The sequence below is a fragment of the Candidatus Thermoplasmatota archaeon genome, from assembly GCA_022848865.1.
Taxonomy (GTDB): Archaea; Thermoplasmatota; Thermoplasmata; order RBG-16-68-12; family JAGMCJ01; genus JAGMCJ01.
Genome location: JAJISE010000036.1, coordinates 1 through 22,023 on the forward strand (window position 1 = coordinate 1; position 22,023 = coordinate 22,023).

Genomic DNA, 22,023 nt, shown 5'->3' on the forward strand with positions numbered 1-22,023 from the left:
ATGGCATAGCACTGGCTCAATTTACGTCCAGGTTGCGTATGCAATCCATTGCTATTGCAATGGTAACGATCATTGACTGGATTACAACGCACTTTTGTTCAGTCTACGTTCTTACCAACTAGTCTTTCAGAAAACTAGTTAGCGATTTCGAATGATTGGAAAATCGAAGTGGACCGGATGGGATTTGAACCCATGGCCTCCTGCTTGCAAAGCAGGCGATCTTCCGCTGATCTATCGGCCCATCGCGTACAGATAAGAGTATCTGGGGGTGAGCCAATTTTCATTAATATACTTTTTGATCGACGTGATTTATAGTGTTTAATTCACCCACCTTTTTTCGTAGGAGGTGATCCATCCGCAGGTTCCCCTACGGATACCTTGTTACGACTTAACCCCGCTTACTAAGCCTAAGTTTGAACGCAGCAAAAACTACATCCTCACTCAGACCCAACTCGCATGGTTTGACGGGCGGTGTGTGCAAGGAGCAGGGGCATATTCACCGCGGGATGTTGACCCGCGATTACTACGGAATCCATTTTCATGAGGGCGAGTTACAGCCCTCAATCCAAACTACGGACAGGTTTCGGGATTGCCTCCACCTTTCGGTGTTGAAGCCCATTGTCCTGGCCTTTGTAGCGCGCGTGTAGCCCGGGGGATTCGGGGCATACTGACCTACCGTTGACCTCCCCTTCCTCTGCCTTAGCGGCAGCGGTCCCCTTAATGTGCTCCTACTCCGGAGAATAGGGTGGCAATTAAGGATGAGGGTCTCGTTCGTTATCTGACTTGACAGAACGCCTTACGGTACGAACTGACGACGGCCATGCACCACCTCTCGGAAAATCAGGTAAAGTCATCAGCTTGACCTTCATGTAACCGTCGCCCCCGGTGAGTTTTCCGGCGTTGAATCCAATTGAACCGCACGCTCCTCCCGTTGCGGTGCTCTCCCGCCAATTCCTTTAAGTTTCATCCTTGCGGACGTACTCCCCAAGCGGCAGACTTAACAATTTCTCTCCGGCACCGAACGCCCTCGTAGGACCTCCGACACCAAGTCTGCAGCGTTTACACCCTGGACTACCTGGGTATCTAATCCAGTTCGCGACCCAGGGCTTCGTCCCTGACCGTCGGATCCGTTCCAGTTGGACGCCTTCGCCACTGGTGGTCCTCCCAGGATTACGGGATTTTACCCCTACCCCAGGAGTACCTCCAACCTCTCCCGGTCCCAAGTCTGGCAGTCTCCCCGGAATTCGAACAGTTAAGCTGCACGATTTACCCAAGAATTTACCAGACAGGCTACGGACGCTTTAAGCTCAATAATATCGACCACCACTCGGGCTGCGGGTATTACCGCGGCGGCTGGCACCCGTCTTACCCAGCCCTTACTTCCCCTGCTTTTTAGGCAGAAGAACAGCTTACGCAAAACGCAAGCACTTGGAATCCCCTCATCGCGGTTTCCCACATTGTGAAGTTTTCGCGACTGCTGCGCCCCGTAGGGCCTGGACTCGTGTCTCAGAGTCCATCTCCGGGCTACATCTCCCAATGCCCGTACCCGTCGTCGCCTAGTTGGTCATTTACACCAACTACAAGCTGATAGGCCGCAGACTCATCCTTAGGCGCCGGAGCTTTTAGCCTGAGGGCGTTCCAGCATCTCAGGCCTATGGGGTATTATGCTCAGTTTCCCGAGATTATTCCCCACCTAAGGGCAGATTATCCGCGTGTTACTGAGCCGTCTGCCGAGTCCCGAAGACTCTCGACTCACATGTCTTAATCGGATTCCAATAGCGGTGGCCTCCGGCAGGATCAACCGGAGTTGAAGTACATTGCACACGATATTGGCGTGATTGCTGAGTTTCATCTCTTCATCGAGTGTCAGAAAGGAGAGTTCCCGACTAGCGGTTTTCTCCGATCTCCATGCTGTCGGCAACATTGGAAATGGGTTGATCACTCCTCACAACCCGGCCGGAGCGTTGCCAGCTACCTCTCATCTTGTGGGGACTATATCTACATTTCGTCCCCTGAAAGGCGGTGCAAGTACCCTATCCGGCTCCCGCCTATTAATAGTTTCTCATTCGCGCTGGCCATCTGGTTTCACGGGTTGATTCCCGATCGTCAGAAAAACGTTAAAGCCGAGAATCCATCTACCATGGTGATCGCGAGAGACGTGATGAGCGGCTACGTTGTTACCGCCGGAGAATCCGAGACCATCGGCGAAGTCGCCGCCAAGCTGTCCAAACACAGAATAAGCGGTCTTCCTGTGGTGAACCTCCATGAGGAGCTCGTTGGGATGATAAGCGAGTCCGATATCATCAGGCGTTTCACTAACTTGGTCACAGAATCCACTGGAAGGAAGCTCCTCACCAGCCTCGCCGAATCGCTGGACTTGCTCACGACTCTGTGCAAGAAAAACCACGAGAAGGGAGAGAAGGTCTTCATGGACCTCAGAGAGACCCCAGTGTCCGAGGTCATGACGAAAACGATCATCGCGGCCGAACCCGATGACACGATCCAGAGGGTCGCCGAACTGATGACCACCAACAACGTGAATAGAGTTCCCATCGTCGACCATGGGAAGCTCGTCGGAATCGTTGGCCGAGCGGACATAGTCAAACGGGTACAGTCCATGGACATGACGATCGCCCCAAAGGTGTAGTCATGGGCGATGACGCCTTCGGCAAGGCATTCATGGATTTCTACTTGGGCAATGAGTCGGAGCTCGTCTTCGAGAGGGATGATGGCTACTCCAACTCGTCCGAGGTTCCGCACTACTTCCGCGAACCAGAGGGATTCCCGCCATGTGAGAAGGACGCTCTCTCATACGTCAAATCAAAGGTCCTGGATATCGGATGCGGGGCGGGGAGGCATTCCGTTTGGCTGCAGGAAGAGGGCTTTGACGTGACGAGCGTCGACTGCTCTCCTCTCGCCCTTGAGCTGTGCAGGAGAAGGGGCTTGGAAGAGCTAGTTCAAGGCGAGGTGCATCACATGCCTTTCGGGAAGGGCGTCTTCGACACCATCGTGTTGCTCGGGAACGGCTTTGGCTTGGCCGGGAGGCTCGAGGACACGATCGACCTCTTGAGAAGATTGCGCGAGATTGCGAAGGATGACGCCGTTGTCATCACCGATTCCAGGAACTACGCTCTGACGAGGAAGAAGGCACATCTCGAGTATCATGAAGCGAACCGCAGGAGGGGAAGACCCGCCGGAGAGGTCAAGATCAGGGCGAAGTGCGGGTCCGAGATCTCCAACTGGTTCTATCTGCTGATGGTTACTCCGCGGGAGATGGAAGAAGTGTGCGAGAAGGGCGGATGGAAGGTGAAGGAATTCTTCGAAGGCGTGGACCCCGTATTCGGTGCCGTTCTGGAGAAGTCTAGGCCCTGAGCTTCTTCACGACCGCTGCCAGCTGGTCCGCGACCATGCGCAGGAACTTGCTGTCTTCATCCGTGAATGGGTCGAGGCGGTCACTGTCCACGTCGATCTCCCCGAACACATCGTCTATGTACTTGATGGGAACCACGATCTCGGCCTTGGTGCTCGGAAAGCACTCCAGGTATCTATCATCCTGGGAGACGTCCGGGACGACGACGGTCTCGGCCGTCCGCGCGGCCAGCCCGCAGACGCCCTTCCCTATCGGGATCCTCGTGTGTTCCGTCGCCTTCGGTCCCTTGTATGCCTGCAGAACTAGGTCGTCGCCCTCTATCGCGTAGATGCCCACCCACGTGTAGTGGTCAAGGCTCGATTGGAGCACGTCGCACACGTCCTGGTAGAGCTCCGTGGGGTCGTCTCCTGTCTTCAGGAAGTCACCGATCTTCTTGAGCACTTCGGTGTACGCGCCGCTCATCCTGTCCCCGATGCCCATGTCGTGCGTGTGCTCCAAGATATCACCTGTTGGAATCCCTGGCAAAACGGAAGAGGTATTTAAGGAGTCGCAAAGTTGAAATTACATCGAGGCTCTGAGTGTGGCGTGAAAAGGCTGCTTCTCCACACGTGCTGCGCTCCTTGCTCCACATGGTCCGTCGAGGCCCTCAAGAGCGAGTACGATATCACTTGTTTCTTCTACAACCCCAACATCCAGCCCGAGGAGGAGTACCTTATGCGTCTCTCCGATGAGAGGAGGTTCTGCTCACACATCGGTGTCGATTTGCTGGAAGGGGAATATGACGTTGAGAAGTGGGAGTCGGAGATCAGAGGTCATGAGGACGATCCCGAGGGTGGTGAGCGTTGCAGGATCTGCTATGGGATGCGCCTGCTGGAGACGGGAAGACGGGCCGCCAAGGGCGGGTTCGACGCATTCACGACGACGCTCACAATCAGTCCTCACAAGAACGCCAGCGTCATAAACTCATTGGGAGAGGATATCGCCGTGAGAATCGGGGTCCCCTTCGTTCCGCTGGACCTGAAGAAGCGGGATGGGTTCAAGAAGAGTATCGAGATGAGTCGCGAGGCCGACCTGCACAGGCAGGATTTCTGCGGGTGCGTGTACAGCCGGCGGGACCATCCTGGCGTTCAATAGGCCAAAAGGTTTAAAGATTCAAGGGACATGGCAAAACGGGCGGGGATAGCCCAGCCTGGTAAGGCGCTGGATTGCTAATCCAGTGCGCTTTGCGCTCGGGGGTTCGAATCCCCCTCCCCGCGCCTGGCTCTATGTCATCTCCGGGGGTATTGACTGTTCGAGTTCCTCCTATATAGCAGAAAGGGCAGGACGGATGGCGGCTTTCGCTCGCTGAGGGAAGGTGGAAGGCTCGAAGTGGTCCACCAGTGCGCCGTGATGGCTTTGTTCCGGTCGCACGCCCACAGAGGGGACGTGGTCTTTCACGCCATTCTCGGCGGGCCGCCAAGACCGCCCGTGCACCTGAGAATTGATGGCCAGGACCTGAGGGACACGAGAACGGATGAGAGGTCCTGGGAGGCAATCCTCAGAAAGGTCCTCGAGGGTGGGGCACATCCAGGGATCTCCGTGAGCAGGGAATCCCTCCAGGAATTCGTGAAGAGAAAGCACGAGGAGGGGTGCGGGATTTTCGTTCTCGAGGAGAAGGGAAGAAGCATCTTCGATTGCGCTTTCTCAGAACCCGTCCTGTTCGTCGTCGGAGACCACGTGGGTCTTCCGAGGAAGGAAGAGAAGTTCATCCTGAGGTACGCGGAGAAGATCTCGCTCGGAAAACAGAGGTATCTCTCGGCGTCGTGCGTGGACATCGTCAACTTCTTCTTGGACAACCAGTCCCTTCTGAAGAGAGGAGAATCTCCGCCGCAAGGGTTTTAGGAGACTAGACCATCCTCCGCTCCGGTGAACGAATGAAGCACGTGCACTACACGGACGTTAATCGGGAGAAGGTGGATGACCCGGCCGCCACGGGTGTGAACGTCAGATGGTTGATCACTCGGGAGGACGGGGCGGAGGTTTTCGCCATGAGGCGGTTCGACGTCAAGGCTGGCGGGCATACTCCACATCACAGCCACGATTTCGAGCACGAGGTCTTCGTTCTTGAGGGGGGAGGGACGCTGAAGGTCGAGGGCGAGGAGGAGGATTTGAAGAAAGGAGATGTTGTCTTCATTCCCGCCGATGTCAAACATCAGTTCGTGAACGACCGCGATGAGACTCTCAGCTTCCTCTGTTTGATACCGTACAAGGACTAGTTCTTCTCGGGTGGTGAGATATCGCCCTCTTCGAGTCCCGCGAGTTCCATCGCCATCCCGATGCATCGGTCGAACTCGGCGATTCTCTGTATGATGAGTCTGGCACCGTCCGGCGATCCGCCGCCGTGCATGCATCCGGGGACACCGGCGCCCAGAGTGAGCCATTCGATGAGCCTTGCGACCTTCACCCTCGCGACTGCCGGAGCCGCTGCCTTCAGGTACTTCTTGACGACCTCGCCGTAGTCCGGGTCGGTCATGTCCGCGTAGGATGGCATGCAGCCAGTCTCTGCTATGCCGCCACCTATCTCTTGCGCGAGTCTCTTCGTCTCATATGGCAGTGTGGCGATGTGAAGCTTGTTCACGTTCGCGATAAGCTGGTCGGTCCTCCAGCTCCCCGATGGATGAGCCTCTCCCATGACCGCTGCTGCAACGCCCATTCCGAACGTGGTCTCGTTGTTGGCAACCATCTGAGTCAGCTTTTCCCTGAACACCTTCTCGGACAGACCGTTCGCCCAAGCGATCAGGATGGAAGCGCCGACCATCACGTCTCCCTGTCCCGCAACGCAACCCCCCATAGTCGCCCGGTAGGGCGCGACGAAGCCCATGATCGCTGGCAGCGAGGATTTGAACTCTCCCGCCAGGAACACCCTCTCCTCGGGCACGAAGACGTCCTCGAAGAGTATGTAGGACTGGGTGATTCCGCACTCGACCGGATTGTCGAAACCATCCTCCAGCTCCCTCCTGTCTCCTGGATGGGTGGTCTCCACGCACCTGATGCCTTCAGCATCTCTCGGGATCGCAAAGGAGATCGCGTAATCCTTGTCCGCTTCCCTGTACGCCGTGCCAGGCATCACGAAGATCTCGTTCGCCGCAGCGACACCGCAGATCATTATCTTCGCCCCGCGGACGACGATTCCATCATCCCTCCTCTCCACCATTCTGAGGCTCATATCAGGGTCATCCTGTTCAGAGGGTCTGAGCGTCCTGTTCCCCTTCGGGTCCGTGAGTGCGACGGACATCGTTATGTCGTTTCTCTGGGCCTGAGCCAGCCATTCCTTCAGTCGTTCGTGATAGTCCGTCCCCGCCTTCGCATCGAGGTCGAACGTCGTGGGCCACATCGCGTTTATCCCGTTCCAGCCCCCGCATCTGCCTCCGGTGCAAGTCCCAGTCACGTTGAAGAGGAGTCGCTTGATCTTCGTGTTCGCGATCATGTCCTCCGCGCTACTCATTATGGACAGATACCGTGAGACCTTCTCTCCAGTGAGAGGGGAGTCAGTCGTCAGGATATCCTCGTACTCCGCGTCCATCGCCAAGGCGTAGATCCGGGAATGGCTCTCCACTGTTCTCTTTGTCGCGGGATGGGTTGTGACATCCTCGATGAGTTCCCCGAACTTGTGGACGTTCGGTCTCATTTCCTTGAGGCTCCTCCTGTACTCTTCTGGACTCTTGAGCATGATTCACACTCTCGGCGGAACAAAGGCGGGTCGGCATTATAAACCTGCCCGCCAACATGTCCGATGCTGGGGGCGAAAAGTATATGAAAGGAGGCCCGTAATCGATGCCCGATGATAATCGCACATATCTCGGACCTCCATTGCGGAAGAAGCTGGATGTTCAAGGAGGACTTCCTCGAGAAGGCCGTCAAGCTCGTGAAGAAGCTCGATCCCGATCTGACCATCGTCACCGGAGACCTCACGGACTGGGGTCTGAAGAGCGAGTTCGAGCAAGCGCTTCATTATCTCGACATGCTGAACGAGCCTTGGTACACCGTCCCAGGGAACCACGATGCGCGGCACGAGGGTTTCAAGGTCTTCGAGAGTCTGTGGAAGAGGCCCTCCAGATTGTTCGTTCAGGAGCACGATAACCTCCTCCTGGCAGGGATGGACAGCTCCGAGCCCGACATCGATGAAGGGCACGTTGGGAGAGATCAGACAGAGTGGCTTGGAAAGCAGCTGGATAACGCCCAATCGGAGTGCCTGCCCATTGTGTTCCTTCACCACCACCTCGTTCCGGTGCCAAACACTGGAAGGGAGCGGAATGTCCTCGTGGACTCGGGTGAAGTCCTCTTCAAGCTCTTCGAGTACGGAATCCCGCTGGTGCTCACTGGTCACAAGCACACGCCTTGGGTGTGGAACCTGAACGGGCTCATCGTCTCGACCGCGGGAACCGTGTCGTGCGAGCGGACGGCGATTCCGAACTCCTTCAATATCATCGAGATCGACGATGGCAAGGTGATGATAAGCAAGCAGATCCTCGCGGAGGACAAGCGGGAGAAGATATACTCGGGTAAGATATCTCGCCCGTCGATTCCAAGCGGATGAGTGCCTTTCAGTTGGTGAGATATGACCGCCAGAGCCTACGTGACCATCATCCGGCCTGGGAACTGCCTGATTGCGAGCGGAGCGGTCGCAGTGGCTGGATTGGTGGCCGTCGGTTATTCTGTCCTCGAACATGCTGCACTCGTCAACCTCGCACTGGCCTGCTGTGCGGTGTTCCTGTTCGTGGGGGCGGGAAACACCCTGAACGACTATTACGACTATGACGTGGACAAGGTCAACCATCCTGACCGACCGATCCCTTCCGGTCTCATTGCGCGGGGCAACGCGCTGACTCTCGCAGTCATTCTTTTCATTCCCACGTTCCTACTTGGGCTACTCATCAGTTTCGAATCGCTTGCCGTCGTGTCAATCAGCGCAGTAGTGATAATCAGCTACGAGAGAAAGACGAAAAGGAAGGGCTTTCTCGGTAACCTGCAGATCAGCTGGCTCGTCGGGGGCCTCTTTCTCTTCGGAGGCATTGCGGTCTACGACAATGAGGCCGAAGCGCTCCTGAGGGTGACTGCCCTGGCGGCCTTGGCCTTCCTCTCGACGCTCGGAAGGGAAATCACGAAGGACATAGAGGATCTGAGGGGCGACCGGGACAGGACGACGCTCCCGATGTCGCTGGGCCTTGGCAGGTCCGCGAACCTCGCCCGACTTTTCTATGCCATCGCCATTGTCTTGAGCCTCGTTCTCTTCTTCATGGGAACGTTCGGACTATCCTATCTCGGGTTGGTGTTGGTGGCGGACACCGTTTTCATTGCAAGCATGGCCTACATGACTGGCAATCCGTCACTGTCCTCGAACCTGTCAAAAGCGGCGATGGTTCTCGCACTCACGGCTTTCTTGTTTGGCGGGTTGGGAGTTGGGATCTAGGGAACCACTTGCAGGTGTACCCATGAGACTGATTGTTGTCGACGGCTTGGATGGCGCGGGAAAAGACACAGTCGCTGACATGATCGTGGAGGGGCTGAGCGCAACTGGTCACACGGTCTCGGTCCTGAGTCATCCGACCTCCAGGCCTGTCGGAGTGATGGCGTCCAATGCCCTTCTTAAGCGCGGTCTTCTCGCACACGTCTTCGCTTCCCTTTTCTTCGGATTGGATATCCTGTCCTCCGTCAGGGAGATCCGAAGAGAGGAATCAGATTACGTCGTGTTCGTGAGGTACATAATGGGCTCCGCCTACCTCCCCAAAGGACTTCACACTCTCGTGCACAACGCCCTTGGCAAGAGCATGCCGAAGGCGCACCAGATGCTGTTCATCGATGCGGAGCCGGAGATAGCCATGAAGAGGATCAAGGAACGCAAGAACGGGCGAGAGATGTTTGAGAACCTCAGCTCTCTCGTGGCAGTCAGAAGAAGAGCATTCTCCCTGGTCAACAGTGATTGGATAGTCGTGAGGAACAACGGAAGTCTGTCCGAGCTTGAACAGAACCTCGCTCCTTACTCAAAGACGCCTATGGAAAAATAGAAGGAAAGATGGAGAAGCTCTCGCTTTCGGGGTATTAAGGAAACAACGCATCTGCAGCCCGATTCCCATGCGTATGCCCGCTTTGGCGCTCCGTGTACCAGATTCTTAGTGCACGACTGGCTGCAAGGAATCCCCTGAGAAACGAAGGAGCCAGCCACAATGTTTTTATACATCCAGCAACAGAATTATACATTACGGTTGTGTGAGGATGACTAGACTGATCAAAACGGACAGCGAGATACTGAACCTTGTTCTTAGGTCCCTCTACGTGAATGAAGTCTGGGAGAACGGCTTTCATTATGAGGAGGTGCATGAACTCCCGCTTCCCGAACCAGAGGACGAATAGGGACAATCAGGGCACACTGCCTCTCTCGAGATGAGTGGCCGTGTTCTCCAACTCCTTTATCTTCGCCCTTAGCGTCGCTGCCTTTGCCTCCATTCGCGAGACCTTGAGCCTGAGCCTGGCCGCTTTCGATCTGAGGTTGGCGGCTCGTGCTCTGTTTCTTGCCAGGGCCTTTACATTCTTCGCCTTCTCGACCGCTGCCATTCAGTTCCTGAATGGGGCTGGTGTATAAAATACTGGTCTTGAGTAGATTCTTATAATGACCGGGGATTAGTCACGCTGTGAAGGTCCACTTCGAAGCATTTGGATGCACACTCAACAAGGGCGAGTCGCACCGAATGGCCGAGAAGGCTTGCAAGGAGGGCTTCGGACTGGCCGAAACGCCAGACAAGTCAGACTGCATCGTCATATCGACGTGCACCGTCATCGAGACGACAGAGAGAAAGATGCTCAAGAGAATCTCGGAGCTAGCGGGCCTGAGAAAACCGATGATAGTATCGGGCTGCATGGCGGAGATCCAGAGAGATAAGGTCCTTTCTGTAGCCCCTCAAGCAATACTCCTGCCGATTGACGGGATCGAAAGAATCGATGAGGTTCTCGCTCGCTTGGGGATGAGAGGGTCCGATTCCCCATTGCCTCCTTCACCCCCGCTCAGAAATGTGGACATCGCAATCCCAATCGCCCAAGGCTGCCTGGGCGGTTGCACATACTGCATAACAAGACTTGCGAGGGGAGAACTGAGGAGCAGGTTCGTGGAAGACGTTCGGGAGGATGTTCGGCGGGCGGTCGACCAAGGATACAAGGAGGTTCGGGTGTGCGCTCAGGATACGGCGGCCTTCGGGATTGATGGAGGCACGTCCCTTCCCGAGCTTGTTGGTTCGCTTGCGCAACTGCCAGGGGATTTCAGGATCAGAGTCGGCATGATGAACCCCTCCACTCTCGTCCGGATCAGAGATGACCTTCTTGATGTCTTCGCCCACGAGAGGGTCTTCAAGTTCCTCCATCTTCCTGTGCAAAGCGGGAGCGACCGGATACTATCACTGATGGGGAGGGGATACACGTCCAGGGTCTTCGAGGAGCTCGTGGGGGAATTCAGGCGCGCGCTTCCCGACATGGCATTGTCAACGGACATAATCGTGGGATTCCCGGGTGAGGCGGAAAGAGACTTCCAGATGTCATATGACCTGATAAGGGAGATTGAACCCGATTTGCTCAATATCACCCGGTTCTCTGCCAGGGAAGGGACGTCTGCCAGTGAACTGGATGGCAGGGTCGAGGGCTGGGAGGTCAAGAGGCGGTCCAGGATCCTAACGAAGCTGCGGTCAGAGATTGGCAAGAGGAAGAACGAGAGGATTGTCGGGTCGACTCAACACGTCCTGCTGACGGAGACGGTGAAAAAAGGGAGCACGGTCGGAAGAACGATGAACTACAAGCCAGTCGTGTTCAGGGAGGAACTCCCGCTCGGGACCTTTGTGGAAGCAAGGATTACGGGAGCGGAGGACGCCTATCTCTGGGGAGAACTCCTGTAGCTCAGCGGGAGTTTGATATATGAGAAAGCTCTTGAATCGGAATGAAGCCCCGTGGTGTAGTGGTCAATCATGCTGGCCTTTGGAGCCGGCGACAGCAGTTCGAATCTGCTCGGGGCTATTCTCCTTTTATCTTCTCTATGAGTTTGAGGATGAGAAACGGGATGAGGATCCACAGGAAGAAGGCCGTGTAGACCATCTCTGGCGGGAGGGGTTCGTCGGTGGACACCGCGTACGCTGAGATCACCGTGCCCAGCATGGCAAGCGACACCGTCGCGAAGACCGCGAAGACAAGGGTTATTATTACAATCGTCCTGTGGAACTTCAGACCCTTCACCACGATTCTTTGCGCAGGATGTCGGACAGATCCCTGCGACTCCTCATACTTGGTTGTTCGACGGGGTGGCCCACGGGAATGATTGCGACGGGTCGTATGTGTTCCGGGAGGTTCAGTATCCGCTTCACTGGGTCTTCATCGAACGCCCCGACCCACACAGCCCCCAAGCCCATGTCATGCACCGCTAGAAGTATGTTTTGGATCGCTGCACCAGTGTCGTGAAACACGTAGAGCTCTCTTCCTCTTTCTCCATAGTGAGCGATTCTCTCATAGTTGACGCAAACGACGATGCAGACTGGGGCCTCTGAGATGAACATCTGATTCAGTGCTGCGGCTGCCAGGGCCTCCTTCGTCTTGTCATCTCTGACCGCGATGAACTCACGGGGCTGGAGGTTCCCCGCTGACGGCGCCATGTTTGCGAGTTCGACCAGTTCCTCGACAACCTCCTCCGCAACCGGGTCTGCCTTGAAAGCCCTGATACTCCTCCTTTCCCTTATCGCTGTCTTGACCTCCATAGCGGGACGAATGCGTCCCATGAGAATTAACTTTCGTCCGCGTGGGCGGTCTGTTTTATACGAAGAGACCTTTTCCAACGATGTGAAGGTCGTCTGCTCGATGCGGTTCACTTACGACAGCGAGGAAGAGGCGGAAAGCGTTCTGGCCGCCGTCCAGACTGACAATGAGGATTACGTCAAGACGCACTTGGAGGGATCCTCGGTCGTTTCGGAGGTGTTGGCGGGGAGCATCCCAAGCCTCTTGCATACCCTGGACGATTACTTGTCCTGCCTGACCGTGGCAGAAGATATCATTGAGAAGAGGTTCCGGAGAGCCCCTCTCTGACCCTCGATGCGATTCCCCGCTGGAAAGCCAGCATCTCCTCTCGGTTCATCAGGGCTCTTGCCACGGCGAGGAGCGCATCCTCCTCGTCCACGACGAGAACCTCATCGCCCGGGCGCAGTCCCTCATCGCATTCCACAACGAACTTCGCGAAGACATTCCTTCCTTCTCTCACGAACTCTGCTGCATCCGCGTTCACGACGACGCGCATTTTCGGCGGGCCGAACATCTGGTGGAGGATCTCTGCACCCGCGAGCTTGAGTGTGAACAGCCCATCGTGGGCCCTCATCGAAAGGACGTGATCATCGTTCAGGAATACGTTCCTGATCTTGTCCGTTCTCTTGGACTTGACCGTTCGGACCTCTCCGTCCGTGAGAGCGTCCCCGGCCCTTAGGCCGAACTGGTAATCTGCCACCCGCCGGATCTTCTCTCTGTCCCAGTTCGTCGAGGACGGCGAGACCGTGGACGCGGGTATCAGGTCTATCGAGTCCTCGTCCTCCACCGCGTATGATGGCGGGGCGTCGTGGAAGAGCAGGAACCGCTGCATCCACTCCTCCATCATATCCCTTGACTCTTCCTGGATGACCGCGGGGACAACCGCTTGAGCGACGGGGTAGACCTCGTCGAGCTCGATCGGGACAGGTCCGAGAACCGAGTTCACGATGACGGCTACCCTCGTCCTTTCGGCGATTCTGTCAATCAGGCTCGAGAAGTGTCGAAAGAAGGGCCTTGGAGCTTCTGGTAGGCTGACGACGGCGTCGCATTCTGGGAACGAGTAGTTCGTCATGACGCGGTCCCGCAGGCGCTCTGCGGCGGGTCTGAGGAGGGACGATCTTCCTGTGAGGAAGAACCCGCCCTCCTTCGAGGTGTTCTCATACCGCTCGAGGAAGCTGCCGTGTGAGTAGAGCCTTCGGACCGCATCGGACAGATACGGATGGGCCCTTGATCTCTTCTCGACGAGCTCCAGCAGGCTCCCCTCAGAGATTGCCTGCTTGACGGTGAGGATCTCCGCTTGGCAGATGTGAAGATTGTGCTCGGCGACTCTGGACGGGCTCTGCTTCAGATCCTCCAGGTCGATGCTCGAACACACTGGACAACAGCACATGTTGTAGGCGAGGTCATCAACCCTTCGCGTTCCGTCTGGGAAAAGCATCCTTCCTTTCGCCGCGAACTTGGCGTAGGAGGACGAATCGAAAAGATCGCAGCCCATCGCGACCGCCAAGGAGAACATCATTGGGTGGCCAGCTCCGAAGAGGTGTACTGGTATCGACGGGTCGAGCCTCATCTTGCTGTGTATCACTACATCGACGAGGTCGCTGTACCTGTAGCTCTCCATGAGAGGAACGACCCCGCCAATCGCGTGTATGGCGAAGCCCATTGAGCTGATCTCCCCCGCACACGTTTCCCGCAGGTCCGGGTACGTCGAGCCCTGAACCGGGCCGACGAGGGGGGCGTCCGGATGCGCTTCCTTCGCTTCCCTGGCCCTCTCCAGCGTCATCTCGACCCCCGCCTGTGCGTCTGGCCTGGGCTCGTCAGGTTCGGAGAAGACGTCGAGGATGGTCGAGAAGTCCGAACCGATGCTCTGCTGGAACTGGACTATCTCGAGGTTGTCCACATCCACTTCTCCGTACACATGCGACTGGAATGTGCCGGAATCTGTCATGATGGGGCCATCGAAGTCCAGGAGAGAATGGAGACCTTCTTCCTCAGCCCTGGACCGGAGGTCAGGGCTGCCGCGAATGATGTATGCGTTCGTGATGATCAGCGACACTCCGAATCTGTCCTTCATCTCTCGCGGGGGGATGGTCATCCGGTTCGGATTCACGACGGGTGCTAGGGCCGGGGTCTCTATCTCACCATGAGCCGTCTCTAACAGACAGATTCTTCCGAGCCCGTCCCGCTTCCTAATCTCCAGCATCTAAGTCGGGAATGCTGCTGTTCGTTTTAGACTTTCCTCAGAGCTCGTACGTTCTGCACAACTTCGGAGGGATGACGCCGCTTGCGGCTTCCTTGAACATCCCCGGATGTTCCGTGTGCACGGGGAAGACCTTCTTCGCATCGATCGTCTTCAGGATGTCGAAGATCTCCTCCTTGCTGCAGTGACCGCTGGCATGGTACTGATGGAAGTGGAACTTGAAGCGGTTAAGCCAGTTGTGCTTCACTTCGTCCTCAACGTCATCCTCCTCGAAGGGTTCGCTCATGGAGTGAATGAAGTGGCCGCCGGGACTCGGGTCGATGTCCACGAGCTCTGTGAAGTAGTGGAAGTCGAGCTGAAGGATGAGCTCCTTCTGGTTCTTGTGAACGAACTCTGCATCAACAACATGATCCATGAGTTCCTCTTCCCAGCTGGGTCTTTTCAGCAGGTGGCGGGCGTAGATCAGGATGTTCTCGTCCTTGAAGACGTCCGGAACCTTGATGCCAGGGTCCTCGGAGAGGCTCATCAGGAGTCTAGCGGTTCTTGTCGAGATGACGAACTTCCTTCCGGTCTCTTGCGCGACCCTGTGGAACGTCTTCATCCTGTCCACGTCTCGAGGGTAGAACGTGGTCGCAACAAGCTTCCCTTGGGCTTTTTCCACAACGCTCTTGGCGTTGGTGAGGACCTCGCTCTCCGTGTAGTTCTTCCTCGTCTCCGTGGGTTCCACCCTCGTGCCTTCGCAGATCAAGAAATCCGCTTCTTGAGCCTCTTCGAGGAAGTCGTCGGTCATCTTCGCGTGTGTACCGTGCCTTCTGAGGTCTCCAGTGTAGGCGAGCGTTCCCGCATCGGTGTGGATGACATGCCCATATGCCGCCGGGACCGAATGGTCGACGTGAATGGGCCGGACCTCAATCCCATCGATGTCTATCGCATCCCCCGTCCGGAAGGTCCTGAAGTCACGTTCCCCGAACAGTGAACCTCGGGATGTTTCCTCCCATGAGTCCAGAATCACCTTGGTCCCTTCCCCGAGATACACAGGGATCTGAGGGTCGATGAGATGGACATGCGAGGAATGGTCGAAGTGGATGTGACTCAGGAATACCCCGTGGAACCTCGGGGCCTCGTACTTGAGGTCCGTCTGCTCGAGCATTTCCTCAGAATAGAGGCCAGGGATCTCGGGGAGAAGGCCCAGGGCGAAGTGGTCCTTGAGCCCCACCCTTGATATCCTAGGGGAAAGGTATTGCACGAAGTATTTCTCACCAAAATCGAAGGACTTCCCCATATCGAGGAAGATCCTCGTCCCTCCCTGCTCCAGCAGTATCTTGTTCCCTCCGATCTCTGACACCCCTCCATAGAACGTCAACCTCGTCTTCATGATGATATGCAGGAAGGCTTCGGAGGATAAAAGGAGTCCGTCTTATTCGCAGAGATTAAGTAATGCTGGAGCGATGTCTGGACGGGGAATCGAACGCTCAAGAACACCTTTCTTCACATTCCAGGCATCGGATACCAAACGGAGAAGCGGATATGGGAGTCCGGAATCAGAACCTGGAACCAGTGCCTCAGGCGGACATCCCATCTCCCCCTGGGCCCGCGGCAAACGGAAGTCGTCGTGGACGAGATCTCAAGGTCCCTGGACCAGCTCGACCGCAAGAACCAGACGTTCTTCCGCGATAAGCTCCCCGGGAGGGAGCTGTGGCGGGCCTTTCCGGAATTCCGCGACTCCATCGCCTACTTGGACATAGAGACGACAGGCCTGTCTCCTCATCATGATGATATCACAGTCATCGGTCTCTACGACGGAGATGATGTCCACACTTTCGTTCGCGGCATCAATCTGCGTGACTTCCGGAAAAAGATCCAGAAGTACAAGCTGCTGGTCACCTACAACGGTGCGGGCTTCGACCTCCGGTTCATTGAAGAGGAGTTCTCACGAATAGGCTTGAACCAGATTCACATCGATCTCCGTTTTCCTCTGTACCGAGTAGGTCTGAAGGGCGGGCTGAAGGCCATCGAGCGGACCGTGGGCATCAGCCGAGCCGAGGAGACGCAAGGTCTGGACGGATTCGATGCGGTGCGGTTGTGGAAGGAGTATGAGGCAGGCAAGCAGGAATCCCTTGACCTGCTCGTCGCCTATAACAGGGAGGACATAGTCAATCTGGAGGCGCTCATGAGAATCGCCTACTCCACTCTGAGAAGGTCATGCTTCCTGTGAAGGACCTCGAGAACGGAGCATGCTGCCGTCAGAGACCCCCTCGCGGATGATCACAGCGTAGCCTTGCCCCTGTACACGTCGGCCGGGTACTTCTCCTCGTTCCTCTTGACCTTGTCTGTGATAATCCTTGAAAGGTCGATGTCCAGGGCAATACAGAAACTGAGCACGTAGATCGCGATATCAGCGAGTTCCTCCTCGATACGTCCTCTGAGCTCCGGCATCTCCCTGTCTACTTCCTGCTCGCCCTTCCACTGGAAGATCTCGAGAAGCTCCGCAGATTCCAAGGACAGGGAAATCGCCAGGTCCTTCGGATTGTGATACTTCTGCCATTCCCTTCTGGCAATGAACTCCGCGACTCTGCTCTTGAGCGATTCTACCGTCGTTGTGCCGTCCAGCATGAAGCCGAATCGGAACGAGTCTATTAACTCTTTTTGAGGGCTGTGGCCCCGAAGCTTGGGACAATCCTGGTCCAATCTGGAATCTCGATCCAACCAGCCTCGGATGGCAACTCCTCTGGTCTTGGCAGAGATAGATTGTGCACCGCGAAGTAGGCGCTTAGCCCAGCGACGGCGGCATCGAGCTTGTCATGGGATTCCTCGCATTCTTCTCCGAATGAGGAGAAATCGATGATCGAGGAAAGGGAATCGACAATGAAGGCCCTTGCCTCTTGACCCTCATTCTTCTTGTACATCCTCATTGCTCGGTCGAAGTCCTCTCGCGGCAGTTCAAGAGCCCGCCTTAATGCGAACAGCGAGGCTTTGGGATACACCTCCCTGACTCTCACGGTTGGGAACCCTTCGCTTCTCAGTCTCCTGAGCAAGTACACCGTCCTTGCCACAATCTGTCCCAATGCCATCGTCTGCATCGGGCGAACCTCATCCAGTGCATTGGATACGAATATCTCCGTCAGTCTCTCTGCGTATGGGTTTCTGCCGGAATCGACTATCATCTTGGTCTCACCCGATGGGCAGTTCTCCAGGCCGGGACAGTCAGCATCTCCACACCTGAGGCACGGGGGCAGGTCAAACGGAGAATCGATGCCCACGCCTTTCACCGCATCTCTCCTATCGACCAGGAAGCTGACAATGAAATCATCACCTCTTGGTGGAACTTCGTGAATGGCCGTGATTGTGAGACGACTCCGCTCACTCCGCAAGAGGGCGATTTCGGTGTTCGAACCTTCTCTCCCTCCAATATCTATGCCGACATACAAGATCGCACCTCCACTAACGGTCCCACTCAGAGCGCATCCGCGATGTCTTGGCCACTGCCTCTGAGGCTTGAAGCACAATGTGATATCAGCTATATTGTCCTTTTGTTCGGAAGTCAGCTCTGCAGAAACAACACCGTGATACTGCCCAATACTGGGAGGAATACTGGAGTTTTGTTAACAGATTGTCAATCCAGATGCTATTGAAGATTCCCACGAGCCGTGTCCTCAGGCTTGCCTCGAGACACAGTTCTTGCGTTGTAGACGCTCAAATGCCCAGCTTGTCCAGCGTCTCCTGGAGTGGAACCCCATTGCTGTCCCAGCCTCTCATCTCATAGTACTTGTCCAGAACGAGATTCATGTCCTCGTCCGAAACGAAGGCAGTGCAACCCTTTGCCACACCAGTTGGCAGAGCATCTCTCAGGAACCTGTGAGGCAGAATGTCCTGGGCCCTCGTGGGGCCTTCCCGAACGCTGAACGCCCTGATCAGAGTCCACACTCTCTCCGAGATCTCACTCAACCTCTGCGCCGTCATCGGTGAACCTGTTATGGCCTCGTAGGCTCTCATTCTCATGTCGGATGTCATCTTGTCCGTCGCAAAAGCGCATATTATGTAGTTGTCACGTTCCACAGTGAAGTTCTGTCCGTCGATGACTTTCTCGACGACATCAAGGGCGCTCTCATCCGGTATTCCCCTCTCCGAGTAGAAATCACGAAGATGCGACCCGCCTATGTCGGCCGTCATATAGGCGAGACCGTGACCCAGCTTCCCGCGTGGGTCCCAGGCCGGGATTTCCAGACCCTTCACCTGCACGGCGATCCGCTCTGCCTCCTTGCCCAACTCCTCTGACGCCTTACGTACTCCGTTCGCCAGCAGATCGCCTATTCCCTCCTTGTGCGCGACCTTGCGTATCAGCTCCCTCAATTGCTCAGGTTTGCCGAACTCGATATCCTCTTCTACGATGCCTTTCTGACTGCACTCCATCGCGAACCCGAGCACTCCGCCGGTCGAGATGGTGTCAAGCCCCAACCGATTGCAGAGCATATTCGCATCCACGATTGCCTGCAGATCTCTGTTCCCTGTATTGGATCCGAGCATCGCAAGTGTTTCGTACTCCGGTCTGTCGTACTTGTCATCGAGCGTTGCTGGACAGGCAATCGGGCACGGACAGCAAGGGACCGTTTTGACGTCATACTTCTCGTATATGGCCTCACCTGAGATATCCGAAGCGCGCTCGAACTGAGCCTCCTGGTAGTTCCTTGTGGGAAGCCTGTCCCTTTCGCTCGCGCCCTCCAATATCCCAGTTGTCCCGTACTTGTAGAATGGCCGCCCCTCCTCCTTCTCCTTTCGGACGCTGGCGTTGAACTCTCTGACGACCTCCTTCAGTTTCTTCGGGTCGCTCACAGGGACTTTGAGGCTACCTTTGGCGACGATCGCCTTCAGTCTCTTTGAGCCGAAGACCGCCCCGAGGCCGCCTCTCCCTGACGCCCGTCTTGTGTCGCTAATGAGGCACGAGAAGAGAACCAGATTCTCACCCGCTGGGCCTATCGTCACGCAATGAGAATCCTCCCCCTCCATCGACCTGAGTTCCTGCTCCGCAGTGTCTGTCTCGAGACCCCACAGGTCGCGAGCGTCTTTGACGTATGCTTCTCCGTTCTCTATCGTGATGTAGGCTGGGTGGTCCGAAGTCCCCTCCACGATGACGCCGTCGAAGCCCGATTTCTTGAGTGAATGACCGAAGTTGCCGCCGGCGTACGTATCCAGAAACATACCAGTCATAGGTGACACCGCGGCGGTGCAGAACCTTCCCGTGCTGGGCACGGCAGTTCCTTGGAACGGACCGACAGTGAGGGCGATTTCGTTATCGGAGGAGAGCGGGGACGTCCCCAGATCGAGTTCCCTGCAGATGTAGTAGGCCGCCAGACCCTTCGCGCCGAAGAACTTCTCAATGACGTCATCGGGGATGTCCTCATAGGTGACATCTCTCGTTGACAGGTTGATTCTCGCGAGCTTCCCCCAGTAACCGTGCAGGTCTCCCATGGCAGACCAGAAAGAGAACGCGGTATTTCCAGGTTTCTCAAACGCCAGTGCTCGTATCAATCTTGATAATGGTAGAGAAACCGTTTTTAGGCTCTGAGTAGTGGATAGTCTTCAATGGACAAAGGTCACTCCTTGGAGTACGATGCCCCCATCAAGATGAAAGTCTGTTTCGTGGGCGACTTCGCGGTCGGCAAGACCAGTGTGGCGGAACGATTCGTCCATAATCGGTTCAGATCCGCGTATGTTCCCACGATAGGTACACAGATACTCAAGAAGCAGTTCACGCTGGGACATCCAAGTCGCAAGGGGACGATCCAGATAGACATGGTGATATGGGACATAATGGGTCAGAAGGGATTCAGGGAACTCCTCAATGAAGCTTACTTCCACGGCACGAGGGCCGTGTTGGCGGTCTGCGATGTCACTCGAGAGGAGACCCTCGACAATCTGACCTACTGGATCGACGCCGTCTACAACGTCACCGGACCAATACCCGTTCGAATCCTTGGCAACAAATGGGATCTCAAGAATCAGCTGGAGATGGACGAGGCTGACATCACTGCGATGGCTGAGAAGTACGATACGGGATACAGCCTGACCAGTGCCAGGACGGGAAAGGACGTGGAGACGGCCTTCTATGCCCTCGCCGAGAAGTACATCATCGAGAAGTTCGCGACCAGCAAGGACCATCAGGCTGAGGAATTCCCCATTACACCCGCAGGACAGTCTCGCGGGAAGTCCTTGGCGGAATGAGCCTCGTAGCCTCCCAGGCACCCTCGGGTTTTTTCGTATGAAGAGGGAAAAGGGCCGCGCTTCGCCATGCCTTCTCGCCAGTGATTCTCATCCGGAGAACCGGGGCCAGATTGTTGGCGCGAGTTCCCAAATCTTAAATAGGTCTACTCGTCTTTCAACGACAAATGATTGAAGCGATTCTTGCCATCCTGTTCATATTCTTCCTGCCTGGCTTTCTCCTGGTCAACGCCATATTCCCGCGAAAGGGCGAGCTCGACAGGGAGTACGATCTTCTGTACAGAATCACTCTTGGGATCGTGATGAGCGTCGTCATTGCCGTTGCCGTGGGGTTCGTGCTCAACTCGCTGACTCAGGACTTCGGGATTACTCAGGAGTCAGGCATGGGTTTCGTCACAGGTGCGAATCTGTGGGCTATCCTTGTGACGCTCTCGATTCTGCTTTTCCTCCTAGGCTGGCTTCGGGGGGCATATCCCTTCATGGGGAGACTGCACCCGAGTCTACTCAGACATCCCAAGAGGGAACCACAGTCTGTGCTCGTTGATGTGAAAGAGGACAGGGAGATCGTCGAGGAGATCAGAAACCTCGCTAGAACTCGCGAGGAGCTGAGAATGAAGATAAAGGACCATGAGGGGAGGATAAGGCAGAGCACGGGAAAGATCAGGGAGAGCTATCTGAACAAGAAGGATCGGGCAATGGAAGAGCTGAAAGAAGTGGACATCAAGCTCAGGAAGATAGAGGAGCAGAGGGCCCGGGAGCTGTATTGAGGCGATCGATGGAACACAAGCTCGTCGTTGCGGTGAGAGATGACCTCAAGCTCTCTGGGGGGAAGATGGCTGTTCAGGTCGCCCACGCAGCGGTCAAGTGTTCGCTCGACTGTCGGAAGGAGAACAAGAGATGGTTCTCTCGATGGATGAAGGAGGGCCAGAAAAAGGTCGTGGTCAGGGCAAGGGACCTCCGTGAGCTCCGCGATCTGGAAAGAAAGGCCTCACGACTGAAGATCACGGTCGCGCTGATCGAGGATGCAGGCCTGACGGAGATCCCTCCTGGAACCGCGACGTGTCTCGGGATGGGTCCAGCCCCTGATTCCATAATCGACCAGGTCACCGGACGCCTGGACTTGTGGTAGAATGAAGGAGAACATCAGGATTCTGGGGATCGACGATTCGCCGTTCAGTTTTGAGGATGAAAGCGCGGAGATTGTGGGGGCACTCATTCGGACGCCCAACTACATCGAGGCGGTGATGAGATCCGAGATCGATGTGGACGGGTGGAACTCCACGCTGAACGTGGCAGAAATGGTGCGGTCTTCCAGATACCGCGAGAACATCTCGGTGATATTCCTTGACGGAATCGCCCTGGGCGGGTTCAACATCGTGGACATTGGCAAGCTGAGCGAGGAAGTCGGGATTCCTGTAGCAAGCATCAGCAGGAA

26 protein-coding genes, 3 tRNA genes and 1 rRNA gene are annotated in these 22,023 nt (G+C 56.0%); 18 read left to right on the forward strand and 12 right to left on the reverse strand.

All coding sequences use genetic code 11. From position 1 onward, the window contains the following. Positions 1-169: 169 nt before the first annotated feature. Positions 170-241, reverse strand: a tRNA-Ala gene (locus LN415_07260). A gap of 100 nt (positions 242-341) precedes the next feature. Then, positions 342-1,808 (reverse strand): 16S ribosomal RNA (locus LN415_07265). 332 nt (positions 1,809-2,140) lie between these two features. Here LN415_07265 and LN415_07270 point away from each other — a divergent pair. Both LN415_07270 and LN415_07275 read left to right on the forward strand, forming a co-directional pair. Beyond that, positions 2,141-2,647: a CBS domain-containing protein gene (locus LN415_07270; GenBank protein ID MCJ2556889.1), complete on the forward strand. Its 507-nt coding sequence runs from the start codon at positions 2,141-2,143 to the stop codon at positions 2,645-2,647. 2 nt (positions 2,648-2,649) lie between these two features. After that, positions 2,650-3,372 (forward strand): class I SAM-dependent methyltransferase, encoded by a 723-nt coding sequence (locus tag LN415_07275; GenBank protein ID MCJ2556890.1) that lies wholly within the window; start codon positions 2,650-2,652, stop codon positions 3,370-3,372. Here LN415_07275 and LN415_07280 read toward each other — a convergent pair. After that, the gene (locus LN415_07280; protein ID MCJ2556891.1) at positions 3,362-3,868 is read right to left on the reverse strand and encodes a GAF domain-containing protein; all 507 of its coding nucleotides are present in this window, start codon (positions 3,866-3,868) and stop codon (positions 3,362-3,364) included. The two genes, LN415_07275 and LN415_07280, sit on opposite strands and share 11 nt — an antisense overlap. Positions 3,869-3,955: 87 nt before the next feature. Between LN415_07280 and LN415_07285 the strand changes: the two genes are divergently transcribed. From LN415_07285 to LN415_07300, 4 genes are all read left to right on the forward strand, one after another. Further along, positions 3,956-4,504, forward strand: coding sequence for an epoxyqueuosine reductase QueH (locus tag LN415_07285; GenBank protein MCJ2556892.1), 549 nt, complete (start codon positions 3,956-3,958; stop codon positions 4,502-4,504). A 39-nt stretch (positions 4,505-4,543) separates the two neighbouring features. Continuing rightward, positions 4,544-4,626 (forward strand) — tRNA-Ser (locus tag LN415_07290). Between the two features lie 31 nt (positions 4,627-4,657). Beyond that, a complete protein-coding gene (locus tag LN415_07295; protein ID MCJ2556893.1) occupies positions 4,658-5,251 on the forward strand; it encodes a hypothetical protein in 594 nt (197 codons plus the stop codon). Positions 5,252-5,283: 32 nt separating this feature from the next. Continuing rightward, positions 5,284-5,625, forward strand: a complete 342-nt coding sequence (locus tag LN415_07300; GenBank protein MCJ2556894.1) for a cupin domain-containing protein — start codon at positions 5,284-5,286, stop codon at positions 5,623-5,625. Here the strand turns inward: LN415_07300 and LN415_07305 are convergent. Next, complete coding sequence (locus tag LN415_07305) at positions 5,622-7,079, reverse strand: 4-hydroxyphenylacetate 3-hydroxylase (protein ID MCJ2556895.1); 1,458 nt, start codon at positions 7,077-7,079, stop codon at positions 5,622-5,624. The two genes, LN415_07300 and LN415_07305, sit on opposite strands and share 4 nt — an antisense overlap. Positions 7,080-7,190: 111 nt before the next feature. Here LN415_07305 and LN415_07310 point away from each other — a divergent pair, with 111 nt between their 5' ends. The 4 genes from LN415_07310 (at position 7,191) to LN415_07325 (ending at position 9,760) form a co-directional block, all read left to right on the forward strand. Continuing rightward, positions 7,191-7,946 (forward strand): metallophosphoesterase, encoded by a 756-nt coding sequence (locus LN415_07310; protein MCJ2556896.1) that lies wholly within the window; start codon positions 7,191-7,193, stop codon positions 7,944-7,946. Positions 7,947-7,967: 21 nt separating this feature from the next. Further along, positions 7,968-8,819: a UbiA family prenyltransferase gene (locus LN415_07315; GenBank protein MCJ2556897.1), complete on the forward strand. Its 852-nt coding sequence runs from the start codon at positions 7,968-7,970 to the stop codon at positions 8,817-8,819. A gap of 22 nt (positions 8,820-8,841) precedes the next feature. After that, entirely contained in the window at positions 8,842-9,414 is a 573-nt protein-coding gene (locus tag LN415_07320) for a thymidylate kinase (GenBank protein MCJ2556898.1), read from the forward strand. A 208-nt stretch (positions 9,415-9,622) separates the two neighbouring features. Continuing rightward, on the forward strand, positions 9,623-9,760 hold the full coding sequence (locus tag LN415_07325) for a hypothetical protein (protein MCJ2556899.1): 138 nt from the start codon (positions 9,623-9,625) through the stop codon (positions 9,758-9,760). A 6-nt stretch (positions 9,761-9,766) separates the two neighbouring features. Here LN415_07325 and LN415_07330 read toward each other — a convergent pair whose 3' ends face one another. Beyond that, positions 9,767-9,961: a hypothetical protein gene (locus LN415_07330; protein ID MCJ2556900.1), complete on the reverse strand. Its 195-nt coding sequence runs from the start codon at positions 9,959-9,961 to the stop codon at positions 9,767-9,769. 77 nt (positions 9,962-10,038) lie between these two features. On the opposite strand from LN415_07330, the gene LN415_07335 reads away from it, so the two are divergent. Both LN415_07335 and LN415_07340 read left to right on the forward strand, forming a co-directional pair. Next, complete coding sequence (locus LN415_07335; protein MCJ2556901.1) at positions 10,039-11,286, forward strand: tRNA (N(6)-L-threonylcarbamoyladenosine(37)-C(2))-methylthiotransferase; 1,248 nt, start codon at positions 10,039-10,041, stop codon at positions 11,284-11,286. A 45-nt stretch (positions 11,287-11,331) separates the two neighbouring features. Beyond that, positions 11,332-11,404: transfer RNA gene (locus LN415_07340), tRNA-Gln, on the forward strand. Here the strand turns inward: LN415_07340 and LN415_07345 are convergent. Both LN415_07345 and LN415_07350 read right to left on the reverse strand, forming a co-directional pair. Continuing rightward, entirely contained in the window at positions 11,402-11,620 is a 219-nt protein-coding gene (locus LN415_07345; GenBank protein MCJ2556902.1) for a hypothetical protein, read from the reverse strand. The two genes, LN415_07340 and LN415_07345, sit on opposite strands and share 3 nt — an antisense overlap. Further along, positions 11,617-12,135, reverse strand: a complete 519-nt coding sequence (locus LN415_07350; protein MCJ2556903.1) for a nitroreductase family protein — start codon at positions 12,133-12,135, stop codon at positions 11,617-11,619. Before LN415_07350 ends, LN415_07345 begins: the two co-directional genes overlap by 4 nt. Before the next feature lie 82 nt (positions 12,136-12,217). Here LN415_07350 and LN415_07355 point away from each other — a divergent pair, with 82 nt between their 5' ends. Further along, positions 12,218-12,460: a hypothetical protein gene (locus tag LN415_07355; protein MCJ2556904.1), complete on the forward strand. Its 243-nt coding sequence runs from the start codon at positions 12,218-12,220 to the stop codon at positions 12,458-12,460. Here LN415_07355 and tgtA read toward each other — a convergent pair. Together tgtA and LN415_07365 are read right to left on the reverse strand one after the other, a co-directional pair. Next, on the reverse strand, positions 12,426-14,375 hold the full coding sequence (gene tgtA / locus LN415_07360; protein ID MCJ2556905.1) for a tRNA guanosine(15) transglycosylase TgtA: 1,950 nt from the start codon (positions 14,373-14,375) through the stop codon (positions 12,426-12,428). The genes LN415_07355 and tgtA overlap by 35 nt on opposite strands. 37 nt (positions 14,376-14,412) lie before the next feature. Further along, complete coding sequence (locus LN415_07365; GenBank protein ID MCJ2556906.1) at positions 14,413-15,747, reverse strand: MBL fold metallo-hydrolase; 1,335 nt, start codon at positions 15,745-15,747, stop codon at positions 14,413-14,415. 237 nt (positions 15,748-15,984) lie between these two features. Here LN415_07365 and LN415_07370 point away from each other — a divergent pair, with 237 nt between their 5' ends. Next, entirely contained in the window at positions 15,985-16,587 is a 603-nt protein-coding gene (locus LN415_07370; GenBank protein ID MCJ2556907.1) for a ribonuclease H-like domain-containing protein, read from the forward strand. Between the two features lie 50 nt (positions 16,588-16,637). Here LN415_07370 and LN415_07375 read toward each other — a convergent pair whose 3' ends face one another. The 3 genes from LN415_07375 to LN415_07385 form a co-directional block, all read right to left on the reverse strand. Beyond that, entirely contained in the window at positions 16,638-16,985 is a 348-nt protein-coding gene (locus LN415_07375) for a nucleotide pyrophosphohydrolase (GenBank protein MCJ2556908.1), read from the reverse strand. 23 nt (positions 16,986-17,008) lie between these two features. Beyond that, positions 17,009-17,800, reverse strand: coding sequence for a DUF429 domain-containing protein (locus tag LN415_07380; protein MCJ2556909.1), 792 nt, complete (start codon positions 17,798-17,800; stop codon positions 17,009-17,011). Between the two features lie 265 nt (positions 17,801-18,065). After that, a complete protein-coding gene (locus tag LN415_07385) occupies positions 18,066-19,838 on the reverse strand; it encodes an aldehyde ferredoxin oxidoreductase family protein (GenBank protein MCJ2556910.1) in 1,773 nt (590 codons plus the stop codon). A 114-nt stretch (positions 19,839-19,952) separates the two neighbouring features. Between LN415_07385 and LN415_07390 the strand changes: the two genes are divergently transcribed. The 4 genes from LN415_07390 to LN415_07405 all read left to right on the forward strand — a co-directional run. Then, positions 19,953-20,591 (forward strand): GTP-binding protein, encoded by a 639-nt coding sequence (locus LN415_07390; protein ID MCJ2556911.1) that lies wholly within the window; start codon positions 19,953-19,955, stop codon positions 20,589-20,591. A gap of 164 nt (positions 20,592-20,755) precedes the next feature. Continuing rightward, positions 20,756-21,355, forward strand: a complete 600-nt coding sequence (locus LN415_07395) for a DUF1616 domain-containing protein (GenBank protein ID MCJ2556912.1) — start codon at positions 20,756-20,758, stop codon at positions 21,353-21,355. 8 nt (positions 21,356-21,363) lie between these two features. Next, complete coding sequence (gene pth2 / locus LN415_07400; protein MCJ2556913.1) at positions 21,364-21,717, forward strand: peptidyl-tRNA hydrolase Pth2; 354 nt, start codon at positions 21,364-21,366, stop codon at positions 21,715-21,717. 1 nt (position 21,718) lies between these two features. Beyond that, positions 21,719-22,023: DUF99 family protein (locus LN415_07405; protein MCJ2556914.1), on the forward strand; the 305-nt coding region annotated here is incomplete at its 3' end.